Origin of the sequence: Streptomyces sp. NPDC020192, assembly GCF_044388685.1 — a bacterium.
Taxonomy (GTDB): domain Bacteria; phylum Actinomycetota; class Actinomycetes; order Streptomycetales; family Streptomycetaceae; genus Streptomyces.
Genome location: NZ_JBIRXG010000002.1, coordinates 88,517 through 104,188 on the forward strand (window position 1 = coordinate 88,517; position 15,672 = coordinate 104,188).

General features: G+C 71.9%; 16 protein-coding genes and 2 pseudogenes. 8 read left to right on the forward strand and 10 right to left on the reverse strand.

The features are described from left to right. The 3 genes from ACH47Z_RS04815 to mgrA form a co-directional block, all read right to left on the reverse strand. The gene (locus tag ACH47Z_RS04815; RefSeq protein WP_399070533.1) at positions 1 to 138 is read right to left on the reverse strand and encodes a hypothetical protein; all 138 of its coding nucleotides are present in this window, start codon (positions 136 to 138) and stop codon (positions 1 to 3) included. Between the two features lie 155 nt (positions 139 to 293). Further along, positions 294 to 476, reverse strand: a complete 183-nt coding sequence (locus tag ACH47Z_RS04820) for a hypothetical protein (protein WP_399070534.1) — start codon at positions 474 to 476, stop codon at positions 294 to 296. Between the two features lie 134 nt (positions 477 to 610). Further along, the gene (mgrA, locus tag ACH47Z_RS04825; protein ID WP_399070536.1) at positions 611 to 1,654 is read right to left on the reverse strand and encodes an L-glyceraldehyde 3-phosphate reductase; all 1,044 of its coding nucleotides are present in this window, start codon (positions 1,652 to 1,654) and stop codon (positions 611 to 613) included. A 273-nt stretch (positions 1,655 to 1,927) separates the two neighbouring features. Here mgrA and ACH47Z_RS04830 point away from each other — a divergent pair, with 273 nt between their 5' ends. Continuing rightward, a complete protein-coding gene (locus ACH47Z_RS04830; RefSeq protein ID WP_399070538.1) occupies positions 1,928 to 2,776 on the forward strand; it encodes a chitosanase in 849 nt (282 codons plus the stop codon). A 10-nt stretch (positions 2,777 to 2,786) separates the two neighbouring features. Here the strand turns inward: ACH47Z_RS04830 and ACH47Z_RS04835 are convergent, their stop codons facing one another. Beyond that, complete coding sequence (locus ACH47Z_RS04835) at positions 2,787 to 3,407, reverse strand: DUF4328 domain-containing protein (RefSeq protein ID WP_399070540.1); 621 nt, start codon at positions 3,405 to 3,407, stop codon at positions 2,787 to 2,789. 176 nt (positions 3,408 to 3,583) lie between these two features. On the opposite strand from ACH47Z_RS04835, the gene pgm reads away from it, so the two are divergent. Next, the gene (gene pgm, locus ACH47Z_RS04840) at positions 3,584 to 5,224 is read left to right on the forward strand and encodes a phosphoglucomutase (alpha-D-glucose-1,6-bisphosphate-dependent) (RefSeq protein WP_399070541.1); all 1,641 of its coding nucleotides are present in this window, start codon (positions 3,584 to 3,586) and stop codon (positions 5,222 to 5,224) included. 83 nt (positions 5,225 to 5,307) lie between these two features. Here pgm and ACH47Z_RS04845 read toward each other — a convergent pair whose 3' ends face one another. Next, entirely contained in the window at positions 5,308 to 6,225 is a 918-nt protein-coding gene (locus ACH47Z_RS04845) for an SGNH/GDSL hydrolase family protein (RefSeq protein WP_399070543.1), read from the reverse strand. A 219-nt stretch (positions 6,226 to 6,444) separates the two neighbouring features. Between ACH47Z_RS04845 and ACH47Z_RS04850 the strand changes: the two are divergent. The 4 genes and pseudogenes from ACH47Z_RS04850 (at position 6,445) to ACH47Z_RS04865 (ending at position 10,902) form a co-directional block, all read left to right on the forward strand. Continuing rightward, positions 6,445 to 7,027 (forward strand): annotated as a pseudogene (locus ACH47Z_RS04850) (spherulation-specific family 4 protein). Between the two features lie 64 nt (positions 7,028 to 7,091). After that, a complete protein-coding gene (locus tag ACH47Z_RS04855) occupies positions 7,092 to 7,748 on the forward strand; it encodes a 1,4-alpha-glucan branching protein (protein ID WP_399070545.1) in 657 nt (218 codons plus the stop codon). Positions 7,749 to 7,966: 218 nt separating this feature from the next. Next, positions 7,967 to 9,841 (forward strand): M1 family aminopeptidase, encoded by a 1,875-nt coding sequence (locus ACH47Z_RS04860; RefSeq protein ID WP_399070547.1) that lies wholly within the window; start codon positions 7,967 to 7,969, stop codon positions 9,839 to 9,841. 212 nt (positions 9,842 to 10,053) lie between these two features. Further along, positions 10,054 to 10,902, forward strand: coding sequence for a lysozyme (locus ACH47Z_RS04865; protein WP_399070549.1), 849 nt, complete (start codon positions 10,054 to 10,056; stop codon positions 10,900 to 10,902). A gap of 11 nt (positions 10,903 to 10,913) precedes the next feature. Here the strand turns inward: ACH47Z_RS04865 and ACH47Z_RS04870 are convergent, their stop codons facing one another. Continuing rightward, positions 10,914 to 11,396 carry a MarR family winged helix-turn-helix transcriptional regulator gene (locus tag ACH47Z_RS04870; RefSeq protein ID WP_399070551.1) on the reverse strand — a complete coding sequence of 161 codons (483 nt, stop codon included), beginning with the start codon at positions 11,394 to 11,396 and terminating at the stop codon, positions 10,914 to 10,916. Positions 11,397 to 11,454: 58 nt separating this feature from the next. On the opposite strand from ACH47Z_RS04870, the gene ACH47Z_RS04875 reads away from it, so the two are divergent. Further along, complete coding sequence (locus tag ACH47Z_RS04875; RefSeq protein WP_399070553.1) at positions 11,455 to 12,282, forward strand: alpha/beta fold hydrolase; 828 nt, start codon at positions 11,455 to 11,457, stop codon at positions 12,280 to 12,282. Positions 12,283 to 12,340: 58 nt separating this feature from the next. On the opposite strand, the gene ACH47Z_RS04880 is transcribed toward ACH47Z_RS04875, so the two are convergent. The 4 genes and pseudogenes from ACH47Z_RS04880 to ACH47Z_RS04895 all read right to left on the reverse strand — a co-directional run bounded on the left by ACH47Z_RS04880 (position 12,341) and on the right by ACH47Z_RS04895 (position 14,979). Next, positions 12,341 to 12,772 (reverse strand): DUF6234 family protein, encoded by a 432-nt coding sequence (locus ACH47Z_RS04880; RefSeq protein WP_399070555.1) that lies wholly within the window; start codon positions 12,770 to 12,772, stop codon positions 12,341 to 12,343. Between the two features lie 48 nt (positions 12,773 to 12,820). Then, positions 12,821 to 13,348 (reverse strand): annotated as a pseudogene (locus ACH47Z_RS04885) (LysE family translocator); the annotation flags it as partial. 15 nt (positions 13,349 to 13,363) lie between these two features. Continuing rightward, positions 13,364 to 13,519, reverse strand: coding sequence for a hypothetical protein (locus ACH47Z_RS04890; protein ID WP_399070557.1), 156 nt, complete (start codon positions 13,517 to 13,519; stop codon positions 13,364 to 13,366). A gap of 299 nt (positions 13,520 to 13,818) precedes the next feature. Continuing rightward, entirely contained in the window at positions 13,819 to 14,979 is a 1,161-nt protein-coding gene (locus ACH47Z_RS04895) for an FAD-dependent monooxygenase (protein WP_399070559.1), read from the reverse strand. Positions 14,980 to 15,085: 106 nt separating this feature from the next. Here ACH47Z_RS04895 and ACH47Z_RS04900 point away from each other — a divergent pair, with 106 nt between their 5' ends. Next, positions 15,086 to 15,643: a TetR/AcrR family transcriptional regulator gene (locus ACH47Z_RS04900; RefSeq protein WP_399070561.1), complete on the forward strand. Its 558-nt coding sequence runs from the start codon at positions 15,086 to 15,088 to the stop codon at positions 15,641 to 15,643. The last annotated feature ends 29 nt before the right edge of the window (positions 15,644 to 15,672 follow it).

Genomic DNA, 15,672 nt, shown 5'->3' on the forward strand with positions numbered 1-15,672 from the left:
TCAGGAGCGGCCCACCGTGTCCTCGTCGGGTACGACGGCGAGCGGAGCCTCGGCCGGCACCGTCCGCCCGCCCCGGCCCCCGGTCGGCCGGCGCGCGACCGGCTCGGTGTACCGGGCGGTCAGCGGGCCGAGGACCACGAGGATCAGTACTAGGCCGTGGCCGGCGGGCCGAGGCCGGAGTCGATCCCGGTCGTCGCGATCTTGGTGAATGTTTCTTGGTGAAACCATTACTCGGAGCTTGTCCCGGCGGCAGGTGGGCGCCGGGAGCGCCCCGGTCGGGCAGGGCAGCGGTTTTACGCGTCGGAGCGGCGGATGTCCTCGTCCTCGCCGGGAAGGGGCTGGCAACCGTGGCACAGCTCGTGGTCCCCGTCGCGGGTGACGACGGTTCCCCAGCCCAGGCACACCGCGCAGTCACGCGCGAGGCTCAGGTCGGGACGGGGAGTCAGGAGGGGGCTGTATTGGGCTCCGTGTGCCATGCGGTATGCGGCTCCTCGGAAGTCGCGGGGAAAGCGGAGTAATGCTGCTGGGAGCAGTGACAACGCTGTCAGGCGACTTCAATTATGTCTGACTTATCCCTTATGTCAGTGACCTACGTCACATCACCCTCATGTCAGCCGAGATTGCCCAGCCGGGCCTCCCGCCACAGGTCCACGCCACCGTCGGTCGCGTACTTGTCGATCTCGGCCAGCTCCTCGGTGCTGAATTCGAGGTTCTCCAGCGCGGCGACGTTCTGCTCCAGCTGCTCGGTCCGCGAGGCCCCGATGACGAGTGACGTCACCCGCTCGTCGCGCAGCGCCCAGGCCAGCGCCAGCTGCGCGAGGGTCTGCCCGCGCCGCCCCGCGATGTCGTTCAGGCAGCGCAGCCGGTGCAGCATGTCGTCCGTCAGCCAGGAGGCGTCCAGCGACGTACCCTTCGCCGCCCGCGAGTCCTGCGGTACGCCGTCGAGGTAACGGCCCGTCAGCAGGCCCTGGGCGAGGGCGGTGAAGCCGATCACTCCAAAGCCCTCCTCCTCGGCCGCGTCCAGCAGACCGTCGGTCTCGATCCAGCGGTTGAGCATGCTGTACGACGGCTGGTGGATCAGCAGCGGCGTGCCCAGCTCGCGCAGGATCGCGGCCGCCTGCCGGGTCCGTTCGGCGTCGTAGGAGGAGATGCCGACGTAGAGGGCCTTGCCCTGGCGTACGGCGGTGTCGAGCGCGCCCATCGTCTCCTCCAGCGGCGTGCTCGCGTCCAGCCGGTGGGAGTAGAAGATGTCCACATAGTCCACGCCCATACGGCGCAGTGACTGGTCCAGTGAGGCCAGCACATACTTGCGCGAGCCGCCGCCCTGCCCGTAGGGGCCGGGCCACATGTCCCAGCCGGCCTTGGTGGAGATCACCAGCTCGTCCCGGTGTGGCGCGAGGTCCTCCCGTAGCAGCCGGCCGAAGTTCAGCTCGGCCGCGCCGTACGGCGGGCCGTAGTTGTTGGCCAGGTCGTGGTGGGTGATCCCGAGGTCGAAGGCGCGCAGGGCGATCTCACGCTGGGTCTCGAAGGGGCGGTCGTCGCCGAAGTTGTGCCAGTAGCCGAGCGACAGGACCGGCAGGTCCAGTCCCGAGCGGCCGGTGCGCCGGTAGCGCATGGTGCCGTCGTAGCGAGCGGGGTCCGCGACGTAGGTCATCGGGTCGTTCTCCGGGAGGTGCTGTAGGGGGTGCCCCTCCGGATACGGACGGGCTCGTCCACCCTGCGCCCGCGCGCCGCGCAAGTCCAACCGCCGTACCGGATGGGATTGAGCGGTTCGGTTTCTGAATCGACCTCATCCCGCAGACGGTTGTTCGATCCTACGAACTTCACGCAGACCGGGTTACGGCTCCTCACTGGCTTTGATAGGAAACTTTCCTACCAGTAACGGAACGGACCAACTCCCCGCCCCCCACCCCGACTTGGAGTCCCTGTGGTGCACGCAGACCGCGACCCAGCCCCCGCCACCGTCTCCCGCCGCACCGTCGTCGCCGCGCTCGGCGCCGCCGTAGCCTCCGGCGCCCTCATAGGAACCCAGCGCGCGACCGCGGCCCCGGCGGGCCGGGCGGCCGCGACGGGCCTCGACGACCCGGCGAAGAAGGAGATCGCCATGGAACTCGTCTCGAGCGCGGAGAACTCCTCGCTCGACTGGAAGGCCCAGTACAAGTACATCGAGGACATCGGCGACGGCCGCGGCTACACCGCCGGCATCATCGGCTTCTGCTCCGGCACCGGCGACATGCTCGACCTCGTCCAGCTCTACGCCGACCGCAAGCCCGGCAACGTCCTCGCCAAGTACCTGCCCGCCCTGCGCAAGGTCAACGGCACCGACTCGCACGACGGCCTCGACCCCAACTACCCCAAGGACTGGCGCAAGGCCGCCCAGGACACGGTCTTCCAGCAGTGCCAGAACGACGAACGCGACCGTGTCTACTTCAATCCCGCGGTCGCCCAGGGCAAGGCGGACGGCCTGCACACCCTCGGCCAGTTCTGCTACTACGACGCCATCGTCATGCACGGCGACGGCGACGACCCCACCAGCTTCCGCAACATCCGCAAGCGGGCCCTGCGCAGCGCCAAGCCGCCGGCGCAGGGCGGCGACGAGACGACGTACCTCAATGCCTTCCTCGACGCCCGGGTGTGGGCCATGAAGCAGGAGGAGGCGCACAGCGACACCACACGTGTCGACACCGAGCAGCGGGTCTTCCTGCGCAAGGGCAACCTGGACCTGAACACCCCGCTCGACTGGAAGGTGTACGGGGACAGTTACCACATCGGGTGACGCGCCTGTCCTAGGAGGCGTGCGGCAGGCCGGCGGGCGCGGGCACCGGAGTCACGGACCGCAGCCCGGCGGCCTGACGTGCCGTGATGCGCTGGATCACGGCGATCGCCAGGACGGCGGCCAGGAGGTCGAGGCCTTCCGACGCCACCAGCAGCGGCAGAGAGGTGCCGCCGCCCAGGTTCATGGCGGCCAGGGACAGCGTCGCGTGCCCGACCCAGGCCGCCCACCACACGTTGACCAGGACGTTCTCGCGCCCCTCATCCGCACGGCCGGGGTCGCTCGCGCGCTGTACGTCCAGCACGAGCCCGTGCGGAACCCAGAGATTCATCACCGGTATCAGCCAGGCGACAACGGCCCACGCGACAGAGCCGCGCACCGCACCGGGCGAGAGGAGTCCGGCGTTGCGCCAACAGCGGGCGAACCAGAGGAGGAACAGCACGATCGCCGCCGTCATGACGTTCACGAAGATCATCGACACCCGCCCGAAATCGGAGGCCGTGGTCGTCGCCGGATGCAGCAGATGAGCACGGGCCGTCAGCGCCCGGACCAGTTCGACGCCGGCCGCCGCTGCCACGGCGAACTGGGCGCAACGCGCGAGGAGCCAAGGAGCCTGGGCGGCGGATGCGGTCACGGTTGAAGCCCTGTCTGTGGAAGGCGCCCCTGCACGGACGGCAGCACGGCGCGACGATCGGCGGACCGGATCATAGAGCGGGGCGCACTCGCGTGTCAGGGCCCTGACGAGGAAAGATGGGCGGTGAGCGATCGATCACACGGATGTCGATCCCACCGACGCGGAGGAACGGACTCATGCCGCACGAGCGAGCGGGCCGGCCGGCCGGTCCCGAGGACCTTGTCGACGTGGCCCGGCTGGTCACGGCGTACTACGCGCTCCACCCGGACCCGGCCGACCCGGGCCAGCGGGTCGCGTTCGGCACCTCCGGGCACCGGGGCTCCTCCCTGGCGAGCGCGTTCAACGAGGACCACATCGCGGCCACGAGCCAGGCCATCTGCGAGTACCGCACGGCCCAGGGCACCGACGGCCCCCTCTTCCTGGGCGCCGACACCCATGCTCTGTCCGAGCCCGCCAAGGTCACCGCGCTGGAGGTGTTCGCCGCCAACGGTGTGAGCGTCCTCGTCGACAGCGCGGACGGCTACACGCCCACCCCCGCCGTCTCGCACGCGATCCTCACCCACAACCGCGGCCGTACCTCCGGTCTCGCCGACGGCGTGGTGGTCACCCCGTCGCACAACCCGCCCGCCGACGGCGGCTTCAAGTACAACCCGCCGAGCGGCGGCCCGGCGGCCTCCGACGCCACCTCCTGGATCCAGGACCGGGCCAACGAGATCATCACGGGCGGCCTGAAGGACGTACGCCGGCTGCCCTACGCCCGGGCGCTCGCCGCCGACACCACCGGACGGTACGACTTCCTCGGCGCCTACGTCTCCGATCTGCCGAGCGTGCTGGACCTGGACGCGATCCGCGCGGCCGGGGTGCGCATCGGCGCCGACCCGCTCGGCGGCGCCTCGGTCGCCTACTGGGGCCGGATCGCCGAACAGCACCGCATCGACCTGACCGTGGTCAACCCGCACACCGATCCCACCTGGCGGTTCATGACGCTGGACTGGGACGGCCAGATCCGCATGGACTGCTCCTCGCCGTACGCGATGGCCTCGCTCATCGAGCAGCGCGACCGGTTCCGTATCGCCACCGGCAACGACGCCGACGCCGACCGGCACGGCATCGTCACCCCGGACGCGGGCCTGATGAACCCCAACCACTATCTCGCGGTCGCCATCTCCTACCTCTACCGGCACCGCGAGCAGTGGCCCGCCGACGCGGGCATCGGCAAGACGCTGGTCTCCTCCACGATGATCGACCGGGTCGCCGCCGACCTCGGCCGTCAACTGGTGGAGGTGCCGGTCGGGTTCAAGTGGTTCGTGGACGGACTGGTCGGCGGCACGCTCGGGTTCGGCGGCGAGGAGTCGGCCGGCGCGTCCTTCCTGCGCCGGGACGGCTCGGTGTGGACCACCGACAAGGACGGCATCATCCTGGCCCTGCTCGCCTCCGAGATCACGGCCGTCACGGACCGGACCCCGTCGGAGCACTATGCCGGCCTGACCGCCCGCTTCGGCGAGCCCGCCTACGCCCGGATCGACGCCCCCGCGACCCGCGAACAGAAGGCGCTGCTGGGTAAGTTGTCCCCGGCCCAGGTCACCGCCGACACGCTGGCCGGAGAGCCCGTCACGGCCGTCCTCACCGAGGCGCGCGGCAACGGCGCCGCGATCGGCGGCATCAAGGTCACCACGGACAACGCCTGGTTCGCGGCCCGCCCTTCGGGCACCGAGGACGTCTACAAGGTCTACGCCGAGTCCTTCCTCGGCCCGGACCACCTCGCCCGGGTGCAGGAGGAGGCCAAGGCCGTGGTGCTGAGCGCGCTCGGCGGCTGAGCGTCGTGGAACGGTCCCCGGCACGGGGATACGGCGGCCTGCCGCAGGTCCTGCCGCGGCCGGCCGCCGTCCGCGCGCCGGGCTCAGTCCCGGCCGCGTCCCCGGTCGAGTCGGTTCAGCACAGCCTGGGCCATGGACTGCTCGCCCTTGGCGTTGGGGTGTGCCGGGGCCGCGGGGGAGGTGGGCTGGAGCGGTTCGATCCAGCGGTCCGTGGGCGGCTTGCACATGTCGTGGCCGACCGTGGGGCCGTACGTGTCCACGTACTCGGCCCGGTTGACGGCGGCCACCAGCCGCAGCATCAGGTTCAGGCGCTTCTCGGTGTCCCGGAGGTAGGGGAAGTCGCCCTGAGCGAAGGGGACTTGGGGGAAGCAGCCGGTGCCGTCGTCGGGCAGCAGGTCCGGGTAGCCGACGACGACCACGCGGGCGTGCGGTGCCCGGGCGTGCACGGCTCGCAGCACCCGGTCGACCTTCGGCGCGGTCCTGGCGATCGCGAGGGTCAACTCGTCGTAGCCGGAGGCCTGGTAGGAGCGCTCGCAGGGGTTGCCCGCCGGGTCCTGGGCGGCGAGCCGGGCGCAGGTGCCGATGATCGGGCCGAACCCGACGTCGTTGCCGCCGATCTGGAGCGTCACGAGGTCCGTGTCCCGGTTCACCGCGTCGAGCTGGGGCTTGTTGGTGCCCTGCGCCTGCCACATCTCGGCGGTCGTCGCTCCGGCGCAGCTGACGTCCGTGAAGGAGGTCACCTCCCGCTGGGCGGCCACCAGTGAGGGATAATTGCGGTCGGAGCGGGCGCAGTTGGTGTCCACCTGGGCGGGGATGCCGGGGCCCGAGGTGTAGGAGTCGCCGAGCGCCACATAGCCGGTGCCGCGGCCGTGCCCGGCGGGGTGCGCGGCGGCCGGGGTGGTGGAGGCGGCAACCAGCGCGCAACCACCCAGCGCCACCCCGAGCACGGCGACCCGCCGCCGGCCTCTCGTCCCGTCCGCCGGACGTATGTCCTTCGCCATGACATCCTCCCCCTGAGTTCGACGGAGTCTGTATACCGTCCGGTAGGTCTCGCCGACCAGAAGCGGGAAGCAACGAGTTGCCGGGCGGCACCCAAGGGCACAGACCGTCACGTCCTCGCCAATGCCGCCCGCCGGCCGCCGCGGCCCGGCCCCTCGGCCGGCCCACACCCTCGACGACGCCCTCGCCGAACTCTGGGCGGCCGCGGCGGAGAGCGTGCCGTGAGCCTGCTGGTCCCGCTGTATGTGCACCCGGCCGAGGACCCCGCCGCCTGGCACCGGCTGATCACCGCAGCCCCGGGCACCTACGCCGTCGTCCTGAACCCGGCCGGCGGACCCGGCACCGCGCGGACCCGTCGTTCACGGCGGTCGTGCGGGCGCTGCGCGCGGCCGGGGCCCGACTGCTCGGGTACGTCGACACCGACTACGGCGTCCGGGACCGGGACCGGATCACCGAGGACGTGCGCCGGCACCAGGCCTGGTACGCGGCGGACGGCTGCTTCCTCGACCAGGTCACCGCCGACCGGGAGGGCCTGCCCGCCTGTCGCCGTCCGGTTCGCGAGATGCGGCGGCTCGGCGCGGCCACCGTCATCCTCAACCCGGGGGTCCACCCGGCTCCCGGCTACGCCCGTCTCGCCGACCTGACCGTCACCTTCGAGGGCCACTGGTCCAGGTACGTCGGTGCGTTCACCCGGCCTGCCTGGACGGGCCGTCATCACCCCGACCGGTTCGCGGTCCGGTGACCGGCGAACCGCCCGATCCCTGGGCGGTGTTGACGTCGGCGTTACCCGGTGCGGACGAGTGACCTGGGGGAACGGTATGCGAAGCTGTGGGGGTCCACAACCGCGCTACGGAGGGGAGGCGCCAGCATGGCCATCATCCACCACACCACGCTGAAGCCCACGAAGCTGGGGCTGCTCACCGACTGGCTGCCCTCCCGCCCCTGGTACCGTGGCGGCCCCGGCGCCCCGGTGCTGACCAAGTCCGGCGGCTTCCGGCTGGACGACCCCGAGGGCGAGGTCGGCATCGAGCTCATGGTGGCCACCGACACCTCCACGCCCGAACCGACCGCCTACCTCGTCCCGTTGACCTACCGCGGCGCACCGCTGGCCGGCGCCGAGCACGCGCTCATCGGCACGATGGAGCACGGTGTGCTGGGCAAGCGCTGGGCCTACGACGGCTGCCACGACCCGGTGCTGGTCGCCGAGTCGCTCTCGCTGATCGAGGGCCGGGCCCAGGCACAGGCCCAGAGCATCGACGACACCCCCGACCACGAGGTGGTCCGCTCCTACACCGGCGCCCCCTTCACCCTGGACGGCCTCACCCCCGTCCCGGCCGACGACGAGGAGGGCACCCGCCTTCCCGCGCCGCACGGCACGGTCCTGCGCGTGCACCGGGTCCTGAACCCCGTCGCGGGGAACCCGCCGGAGCGCCCCGAGGGAGCGATCGGCCATGTGGCGCGCGGCTGGCAGGCGCCGGACGGTGGCCGGTTGGCCGCGCTGTTCATGACGCTGCACACCGGCTGATCCGGAACGTCCATACGCCACTCCTGCCGGGCCTTCTGGCATGGACGGGTCAAATCTGTCACGCTTTCCGCCAGTCCTCGCCCTGACCCCTCGAGGGCGCGGCGCACCTCACGGTGCAGCGATCGCGCAAGCCCCGTCCGCGGCCGCCCGGCGCACCCCAGCCGGCGCCGGCCGCCATCGAGCAGGCCGGGATCCCGGCCGCCGCAAAGGAGTAGCGTGTGAGACCGACCCCCCACAAGGCCCTCGGCGCCGGTGCGCTCACCGTCGTCGCCGCGCTGGCCGCGTTCGTACTCCCCGCAAGCCCCGCCGCCGCCCAACCGGCCACGCACCAGGCCACGCATCGAGCGGCCGCCGCCTGCACCCCGGCGCAGGTCGTCGCGAACGGCGGTTTCGAGAACGGGACGTCGCCCTGGACCCAGTCCACGGCAGACGTCGTCACCAGCCGCACCGGAGAGACCGCCCACGGCGGCAGCTCCTACGCCTGGCTGGACGGCACCGGCGCCACCCACACGGACACCCTGTCCCAGAGCGTCACCATCCCGGCCGGGTGCGACAAGGCCACGCTCACCTTCTGGCTGCACATCGACACCGACGAGACGACGTCGTCCACCGCCTACGACAGGCTCACGGCCAAGATCGGCGGCACGACGCTGGCCACCTACTCGAACCTCGACGAGAACACCGGCTACGTCCAGAAGTCGATAGACGTGTCGGCCTACGCGGGGCAGACCGTCAGCCTGTCCTTCACCGGGACCGAGGACTCCAGCCTCCAGACGAGCTTCGTCCTCGACGACATCGCGCTCGACACCTCCGGCGGCACCGCTCCGCCGAGCGACTCCACCCGCACGCCGGCCGCACCCTCGTACACCGTGAACCTCAGCAGTGACACCACCGGCACCGAGTGGACCGGACACGAGAGCGTGACCTTCACCAACGCCTCGGCCACCGCGCTGAACGAGGTCTACCTGCGGCTGTGGGACAACTACCACGGCACCTGCGACGCCATGCCGATCCGGGTCACGGGCGTCACCGGCGGTACGGCCGAGCCGCCCACCGTGGCCTGCACCGCACTCAAGGTCGACCTGCCGGCCCCGCTCACCCAGGGGCAGAGCGCCACCATCGGCTTCGACCTCGGCATCACCGTGCCCAGCGGCGCCGACCGCTTCGGCCACGACGGCGCCTACAGCTTCATCGGCAACGCCCTGCCCGTCCTCGCCATACGCGACAGCTCCGGCTGGCACCTGGACCCGTACACCAACAACGGCGAGTCGTTCTACTCCCTGGCCGCCGACTTCAAGGTGACCCTCGACCACCCCAGCAGCCTGCTGGTCCCGGCCACCGGCACCTCCACCGACACGCCCGGCTCCAGCGGCCGTACGGTCACCACGGCCACCGCGAGCAAGGTCCGTGACTTCGCCTGGGCCGCCGGTCCCTTCAGCAAGATCTCCGGCACCTCGTCGTCCGGCGTCGCGGTGAACGTCTACTCCGTCTCGGGCATCAGCTCCTCCAGCGCCCAGTCGATGCTCAGCACCGCCAAGACCGCCGTCGACGCCCACGCGAGCCGCTTCGGGGCCTACCCCTACGGCGAGCTGGACGCGGTGCTCGACAACAACTACTGGTTCGGCGGAATGGAGTACCCCGGGTTCGTCCTGGACCTGGTCAGCACCACCGCCCTCACCCACGAGATCGGCCACCAGTGGTGGTACGGCCTCGTCGGCGACGACGAGTACAACGGCCCCTGGCTGGACGAGGCGTTCACCGACTACGCCACCGACCTCGCCCTCGGCAAGACCGGCAGCGGCTGCTGGAACAGCGTCTCCTGGGCCTCGGCCGACGAGAAGATCACCGACTCGATGGCCTACTGGGACGCGCACTCCTCGCGCTACTCCACCGTCGTCTACGGCTACGGCAAGTGCGCCCTGCACGACCTGCGCCGCGTCCTCGGCGACACCGTCATGGCCAAACTGCTGAAGGACTACGCGACCGCGCACTGGTACGGCGTGTCGACCACGGCCGAGTTCAAGGCCGCCGCCCAGGCCGCCACCAGCACCGACCTCACCTCCTTCTGGACCCAGCACCGCATCGACGGCTGACCAGGGCTGACACCGTCCGACAACGGCTGACCGGCCGGGGCCGGTCGCGGAAGGCGCCCCTCGCGTCCCCCGTGACCGGCCCCGGCCGCGGCTCCGGGGGCACGGGGGCACGGGGGCACAGGGGCACGGGGGCACCCGAACGGACCAAACACGGCCCGGAACGGCCTCGTTGGGCGGTATCCGGAGTGCGCTCCGGCCCGACCGCGGGTCAGATGGTGGGCGTGAGATGCTCCATATCCCTTCAGCGCGGCCCGTCCCGGCTGGCCCTCACGGGCGCCCTGACCGGCCTCCTCCTCTGCGCGTCCGTCCCCGCGGCGCTGCCCGCGTCGGCCCCGGACGCACCCCTGCGCGGCAGCGCGTACATGGGCATGGGCGTGCTCGCCCACGACGGCGGCGGCAGCGGCCCGGACGCCCCGTTCCCCGTGATCCGCGCGAGCCAGGCCGAGGGCGTGGACGTCTCCAGCTATCAGCGCAACGTCTCCTGGGCCACCCTGTGGGGCGACGGCACCAAGTGGTCGTACGCGAAGGCCACCGAGGGGACGAGCTACACGAACCCCTACTTCACCCAGCAGTACAACGGCCCGTACAGCGCCGGCATGATCCGCGGGACCTATCACTTCGCCACCCCGGACACCTCCGGCGGCGCCGCTCAGGCCGACCACTTCGTGGAGCACGGCGGCGGCTGGTCCAAGGACGCCAGGACCCTGCCCGGCGCCCTCGACATGGAGTGGAACCCGTACGGCGACGCGTGCTACGGCAAGTCCGCGAGCGCGATGACCGGCTGGATCCGCGACTTCCTGAACCGCTACAAGGCACGCACCGGCCGCGACGCCGTCATCTACACGGCGACCAGCTGGTGGGAGCAGTGCACCGGGGACTACGGCGGTTTCGCGGCGAACAACCCGCTGTGGATCGCCCGCTACGCCTCCAGCGCCGGACCGCTGCCGTCGGGCTGGTCGACGTACACGATGTGGCAGTACACCTCGACCGGGAAGACCGTCGGCGATCACGACCGCTTCAACGGTTCCCAGGACCGGCTGCGGGACTTCGCGGCCGGGTGAGCCGGTCCGGTTCAGTCCACCTCCACGTCGTCGAACAGCGCGTGCATCGCGCCGAGCACGCGCAGGCACGCGTCGATGTCGTCCAGGGTCAGATCGCCGCCCACGCGGCGCAGCAGCGCGTGTTCGCGGGCCCGTACCGCGCCGATCGCGTCCCGGCCCCGGTCGGTGAGTCGGATGAGTGAGGACCGGCGGTGGGCCGGGTTCGTGACGCTCTCCACCAGACCGAGCCGTGCCGCGTCGTTCACCATGCGCTGGACGAACTGCCGGCTGAGCGCCTGAGCCCGCCCCATCTGCGGCACCGTCATGGACCCCTGCGTGCGCAGCAGATCGAGCACGGCACGCACCCCGACGGACAGGCCCTCGATCGGCGCCGCCTCCTCCACCTTGCGGTGCACCCGCCGGTAGAGCGGTCCGACCAGGTCGAACACCTCGGTGAGGCGCTCGCCCAGCTCGTCCGGGGAGGGTCTGGCGGCGGATGCGGTCCGTTCGTTCATGAGACCAGTTTGACACCTAGGTTGCCAATATCGAGACGGGGATGACACCTTGGTTGTCATGACAGTCGACTTCACTTCCACGCCGACCCGTTCACTGCCCACCGCCGACGGCTCACTCGCCTACCGTGCAGCGGGCTCCGGATCGCCTCTGGTGTTCGTGCACGGCGGCTTCCTCGACCACCGCATGTGGGCGGAGCAGATCCGCGCCTTCGCCCCGCATCACCGCGTCATCGCGTACGACGTCCGCGGCCACGGCGGCTCGGCCAACGCCTCCGGCGCGTACCGGGACGCCGACGACCTCGCCGCGCTGCTGCGCGGCCTCCACGCTGCCCCCGCCGTGCTGGTCGGGCTGTCCATGGGCGGGGCCATCGCGGTCGACTGCGTGCTGGAGTACCCGGAACTGGTCCGCGCGGTCGTCGTCAGCGGGGTCGGCACCAGCGAGCCGGTCTTCGAGGACCCCTGGGTGCTGAAGGTGTTCGCCGACCAGGAGCGGGCGCTGGCCGCCGGGGATCTGGAGGGCTGGGTGGACGCCTTCCAGCGGTTCACCGTCGGCCCGCACCGTGACCCGGCCGACGTGTCCGCCGATGTGCTGCGCCGGATACGGGAGATGGCGCTGAACACCCTGGCCAAGCACACCGCCGACGAGCCCCTCCACCGGGTGCCCGTCACCGCCACCTGGGAGCGGGCCCCGCACATCGCGGTACCGCTGTGCGCGATCAACGGCGCCCTCGACGCCCCGGACCACCTCGCCATGGCCACGCGTCTGACGGACCTCGTCCCCGGCGCCCGCGCCGTCACCGTGCCGGGCGCGGCGCACTACCCGAATGTGGACAACCCAGCGCGCTTCGACGCCGAACTGTCCGCGTTCCTGGGGGAGTTGCCGTAGCGGTTGCCTCGGAGCCCAGGATCCGGAGCTCAAGGGAGACCGCGGGCCCGTGTCCGACTCAGCGGGGGCACCCCGGAGCCGAGGGCGCGGACCGGCAGGTCTGCTCGCGGCCGCGGACCGAGGCGTCGTCGTGGGCCTGGGCCAGCGCGCCGGTGAAGACGATGACCGTGACCAGGAGGGCCATCACGGTCTGGCCGACGACGGTCACCATCGCGCGGGCGCGGGCCGCGACCAGGGCGGCCAGAAGGGCGACCGCGCCGACCGCACCCGCGGCGGTCAGATAGCCCCACAACGAGTCCGCGTGGACCGTCTTGGCGGTGTCCAAGGTGAACCCGGACAGCAGCCAGCGCCCGAAGACGGCCACCAGGGCCACGAGTTCGAGGAAGACCAGTCCGCAGCCGGCCGCGATGTCCGCGCCGGTGTCCGCACGCTCACGCTGCCGTGGGCCCTCGGTGGCGTCGAACGCCGGCGGGGCGACGGGAAGATTCATGACCGCCACGGTGCCGTGCCGGGGCGGCGCACACATGAGTACGGGTACTCACCTCCCGCCGAGGTCGCACGCAGCCGTGCGCGGTGAGCCTGCCGTCGGGGGCGTCGGTGAGGCAGACCCCGGTTCACGCACGCACGTGCTGCTCGGTCGGGGTCGTGAACCAGGAGCTGGAGTTCTCCCACACCTCCTCCGCCTCGTCGCATCAGGGTGTCTCGATGAGGCCGTGGCCTCCCGCGTGGCCATCAGCGGCACGTACCAGATCAGGTCGGCCACCGCCCAGATCACCGCGAAGGCAAGCAGATACGGCAGGACGGGGGCACCGTGCGGCACGAACTGCGGCAGGAAGGAGACAGCGAACACGCCCGCCTTGGGATTGGCGATGTTGGTCACCAGGCCCTGGCCGTACGCTCGCCGGAGCGGGACCCCGGCCGGTTCTGCCGCTTCCTCCTGCTCCCCGCCGCTCCGCCGCGCCTGCCACAGGGCGCGCGCACCCATCCACACCAGCACCGCGGCGCCCGTCACACGTGTGACGTCGTACGCGACCCGTGAGGCCAGCAGCACGGCCGAGAGGCCGAAGGCGGCGGCGAGGCCTCACAGCAGGACGCCGCACTCGTTGCCCAGGACGGTGGCCAGGCCGGTTCTCCGGCCGTTCACCACCGCCCGGCGCAGGATGACGACGGTGCTCGGGCCCGGGACCATGGCGATCAGGAAGGCCGCGCCGATGAACGCGATGACGGAAGTGGGCATGGGTGAAGCTTCGCCAGCCCGGTGCGGCTCCACAAGGCGCCGGACGCGCTCCGGTGGTGCGACCGGTGGCCGATTTCGCGCCGTTCGGATTCACTTCGCAGAACGCTCGCCGGACTGGCCCTGGCGCTGCTCGTCGGAGCCGGTCTGGTGCCGGCCGGTTCTGGTGTGGCGAGTGCCACGGCGACCACGGACATACCGGCCGTCACCGAGGGCGGGATCTCGGCCACGGTCACCTTCCACGGCGCCGTCGTCCCGCAGCCGGACCAGCCGGATCCCAACGCCGCCGTCGGCGTGGGACCTCAGGACGCGAGGCTCGGCGGTGTCCAGTCGGCGTGTCGCAGGATCGCCCGCATCGTCGCCCCGGACGGGGCGAGCCGCAGGGCGGTGTTGCGCAGGGAGACGGCCAGCGGGTGGGCGAGCCGCTGGCCCATACGGCCTGCCTGCCGGGCGGCGCGGGCGACCGCCTGGGAGCGGGGTCGGCGCTCCGCGTCGTAGCGGGCCAGCGCCGCAGCGACCGAGGTCCGCGTGGCGAGCGCGGCGGCCAGCGTGGCGGCGTCCTCCAGGGCCTGGTACGCGCCCTGGCCCAGGTTCGGCGTCATGGCGTGCGCCGCGTCACCGAGCAGGGCGACCCGGCCGGCGACGAACGACCGCAAGGGCGTGACCAGTTCGTGGATGTCATGGTGGAGCACGGCCTCCGGGCGGGTCGCGGCGAGCAGTTCCGGGATCGGAGCGTGCCAGCCGCCGAACCGACGGCACAGCCAACCCAGCGGGTCGCCATGGCGGAGGGAGGCCGGCGCGGTGAGCACCGCGTGCCACTCGGCCCGGCCGTCGGTGAAGCCGATGTGCCCGAACTCGGCGCCCTCGCCCCACGTCAGCTCGAAGTCGGTGTCCAGGTCCAGGGGGTGGTCGGTGATGGCCCGCAGGACCGTCGAACCGGCGTAGACCGGTCCGGGATGCTCGGGGAACAGCAGTCCGCGCAGTCGGCTGTTCACGCCGTCGGCCGCGACGACCAGGTCCGCGTCCCAGACCTCGTCCGCGACCGGCACGGCCACCCGGTCCGGTGCCGAGCGGTCCAGGGTGGGCACGGTGACGCCGATGCGCAGGCACTCGGCGGGCAGTGCCGCGCGCAGCAGCCGGTGCAGGTCGGCGCGCCGGATGCCCACGATCGGCGTGCCCAGGGCGCGTTCGAGCGCGGCGCCGTCCATCCGCGCCAGCCACCGGCCCTCGGGGGTGCGGGTGCCGCCGGTGTACTGCGGGCGGGCCGCCGCGCGCACCGCCTCACCGACGCCGAGGGCGTCCAGCGCGCGCAGCCCGTTGGCGTGCAGCGAGATGCCCGCGCCCGCGTCGGCCAGGGTGCCGGCCCGCTCCACCACCCGGACGTCCCAGCCGATCCGGTGCAAACCGATGGCCGCGGCCAGCCCACCGATGCCGCCCCCGACCACCACCGCCGTACCACCCATGCCGGACCCCCTTCGACCTCGCGTTTTCCTCGCGTCTTTCTACAGGTGTAGAAGACCCTACCTGTCACCCTCTACAGGTGTAGAAGCGGGGGTGTAGAAAGAGGGGGTGACCGCAGACCGACGTACTCTCCTCGCCGACACGGCCATCGCGGTGCTCGCCGACACCGGCATGCGGGGGCTGACCCATCGCGCCGTGGACCGGGCGGCGGACCTCCCGCCCGGCACCACGTCCGCCTACTACCGCACCCGCCAGGCCCTGCTCACGGCGCTGGTACGGCGTCTGGTGGCGCTCGACCAGGCCGAGCTGGAGGAGGCGGGGGCCAGGGTGCCGGTGGTGCGCACGGCGGCCGAACTGGCCGAGGGCATCGCCGCGTTGGCCGGGGCACGGCTCACGGGGGACGGACGCAGACGCTCGCTCGCGCGCTACGCGTGCGCCGTCGAGAGCGTGCACCACCCCGAACTGCGCGAGATCCTGGTGCCGCGCGAGAACCGGGGCCGGCGGACGGTGCGCGACTTCCTCGCCGCACAGGGGGTGGCGGACGCGGAGGAGCGTACGGTGACGCTGCTGACCTGCGTGGACGGCCTGGTCTTCGACCGGCTGGTGAACGGCGGCAGCGTGCACGAGCAGGAGATCCGCGGACTCGTGGCCGCGGCGCTGCGCTGAGCCGAGCGGCAACACGACGGCCGCACCAT

Coding starts and splice junctions, on each gene's coding strand:
- ACH47Z_RS04820 (WP_399070534.1), bottom strand. CDS start 476: ATGGCACACGGAGCCCAATACAGCCCCCTCCTGACTCCCCGTCCCGAC.
- mgrA (WP_399070536.1), bottom strand. CDS start 1,654: ATGACCTACGTCGCGGACCCCGCTCGCTACGACGGCACCATGCGCTAC.
- pgm (WP_399070541.1), top strand. CDS start 3,584: ATGCCGCACGAGCGAGCGGGCCGGCCGGCCGGTCCCGAGGACCTTGTC.
- ACH47Z_RS04845 (WP_399070543.1), bottom strand. CDS start 6,225: ATGGCGAAGGACATACGTCCGGCGGACGGGACGAGAGGCCGGCGGCGG.
- ACH47Z_RS04855 (WP_399070545.1), top strand. CDS start 7,092: ATGGCCATCATCCACCACACCACGCTGAAGCCCACGAAGCTGGGGCTG.
- ACH47Z_RS04865 (WP_399070549.1), top strand. CDS start 10,054: ATGGTGGGCGTGAGATGCTCCATATCCCTTCAGCGCGGCCCGTCCCGG.
- ACH47Z_RS04870 (WP_399070551.1), bottom strand. CDS start 11,396: ATGAACGAACGGACCGCATCCGCCGCCAGACCCTCCCCGGACGAGCTG.
- ACH47Z_RS04875 (WP_399070553.1), top strand. CDS start 11,455: ATGACAGTCGACTTCACTTCCACGCCGACCCGTTCACTGCCCACCGCC.
- ACH47Z_RS04880 (WP_399070555.1), bottom strand. CDS start 12,772: ATGAATCTTCCCGTCGCCCCGCCGGCGTTCGACGCCACCGAGGGCCCA.
- ACH47Z_RS04890 (WP_399070557.1), bottom strand. CDS start 13,519: ATGCCCACTTCCGTCATCGCGTTCATCGGCGCGGCCTTCCTGATCGCC.
- ACH47Z_RS04895 (WP_399070559.1), bottom strand. CDS start 14,979: ATGGGTGGTACGGCGGTGGTGGTCGGGGGCGGCATCGGTGGGCTGGCC.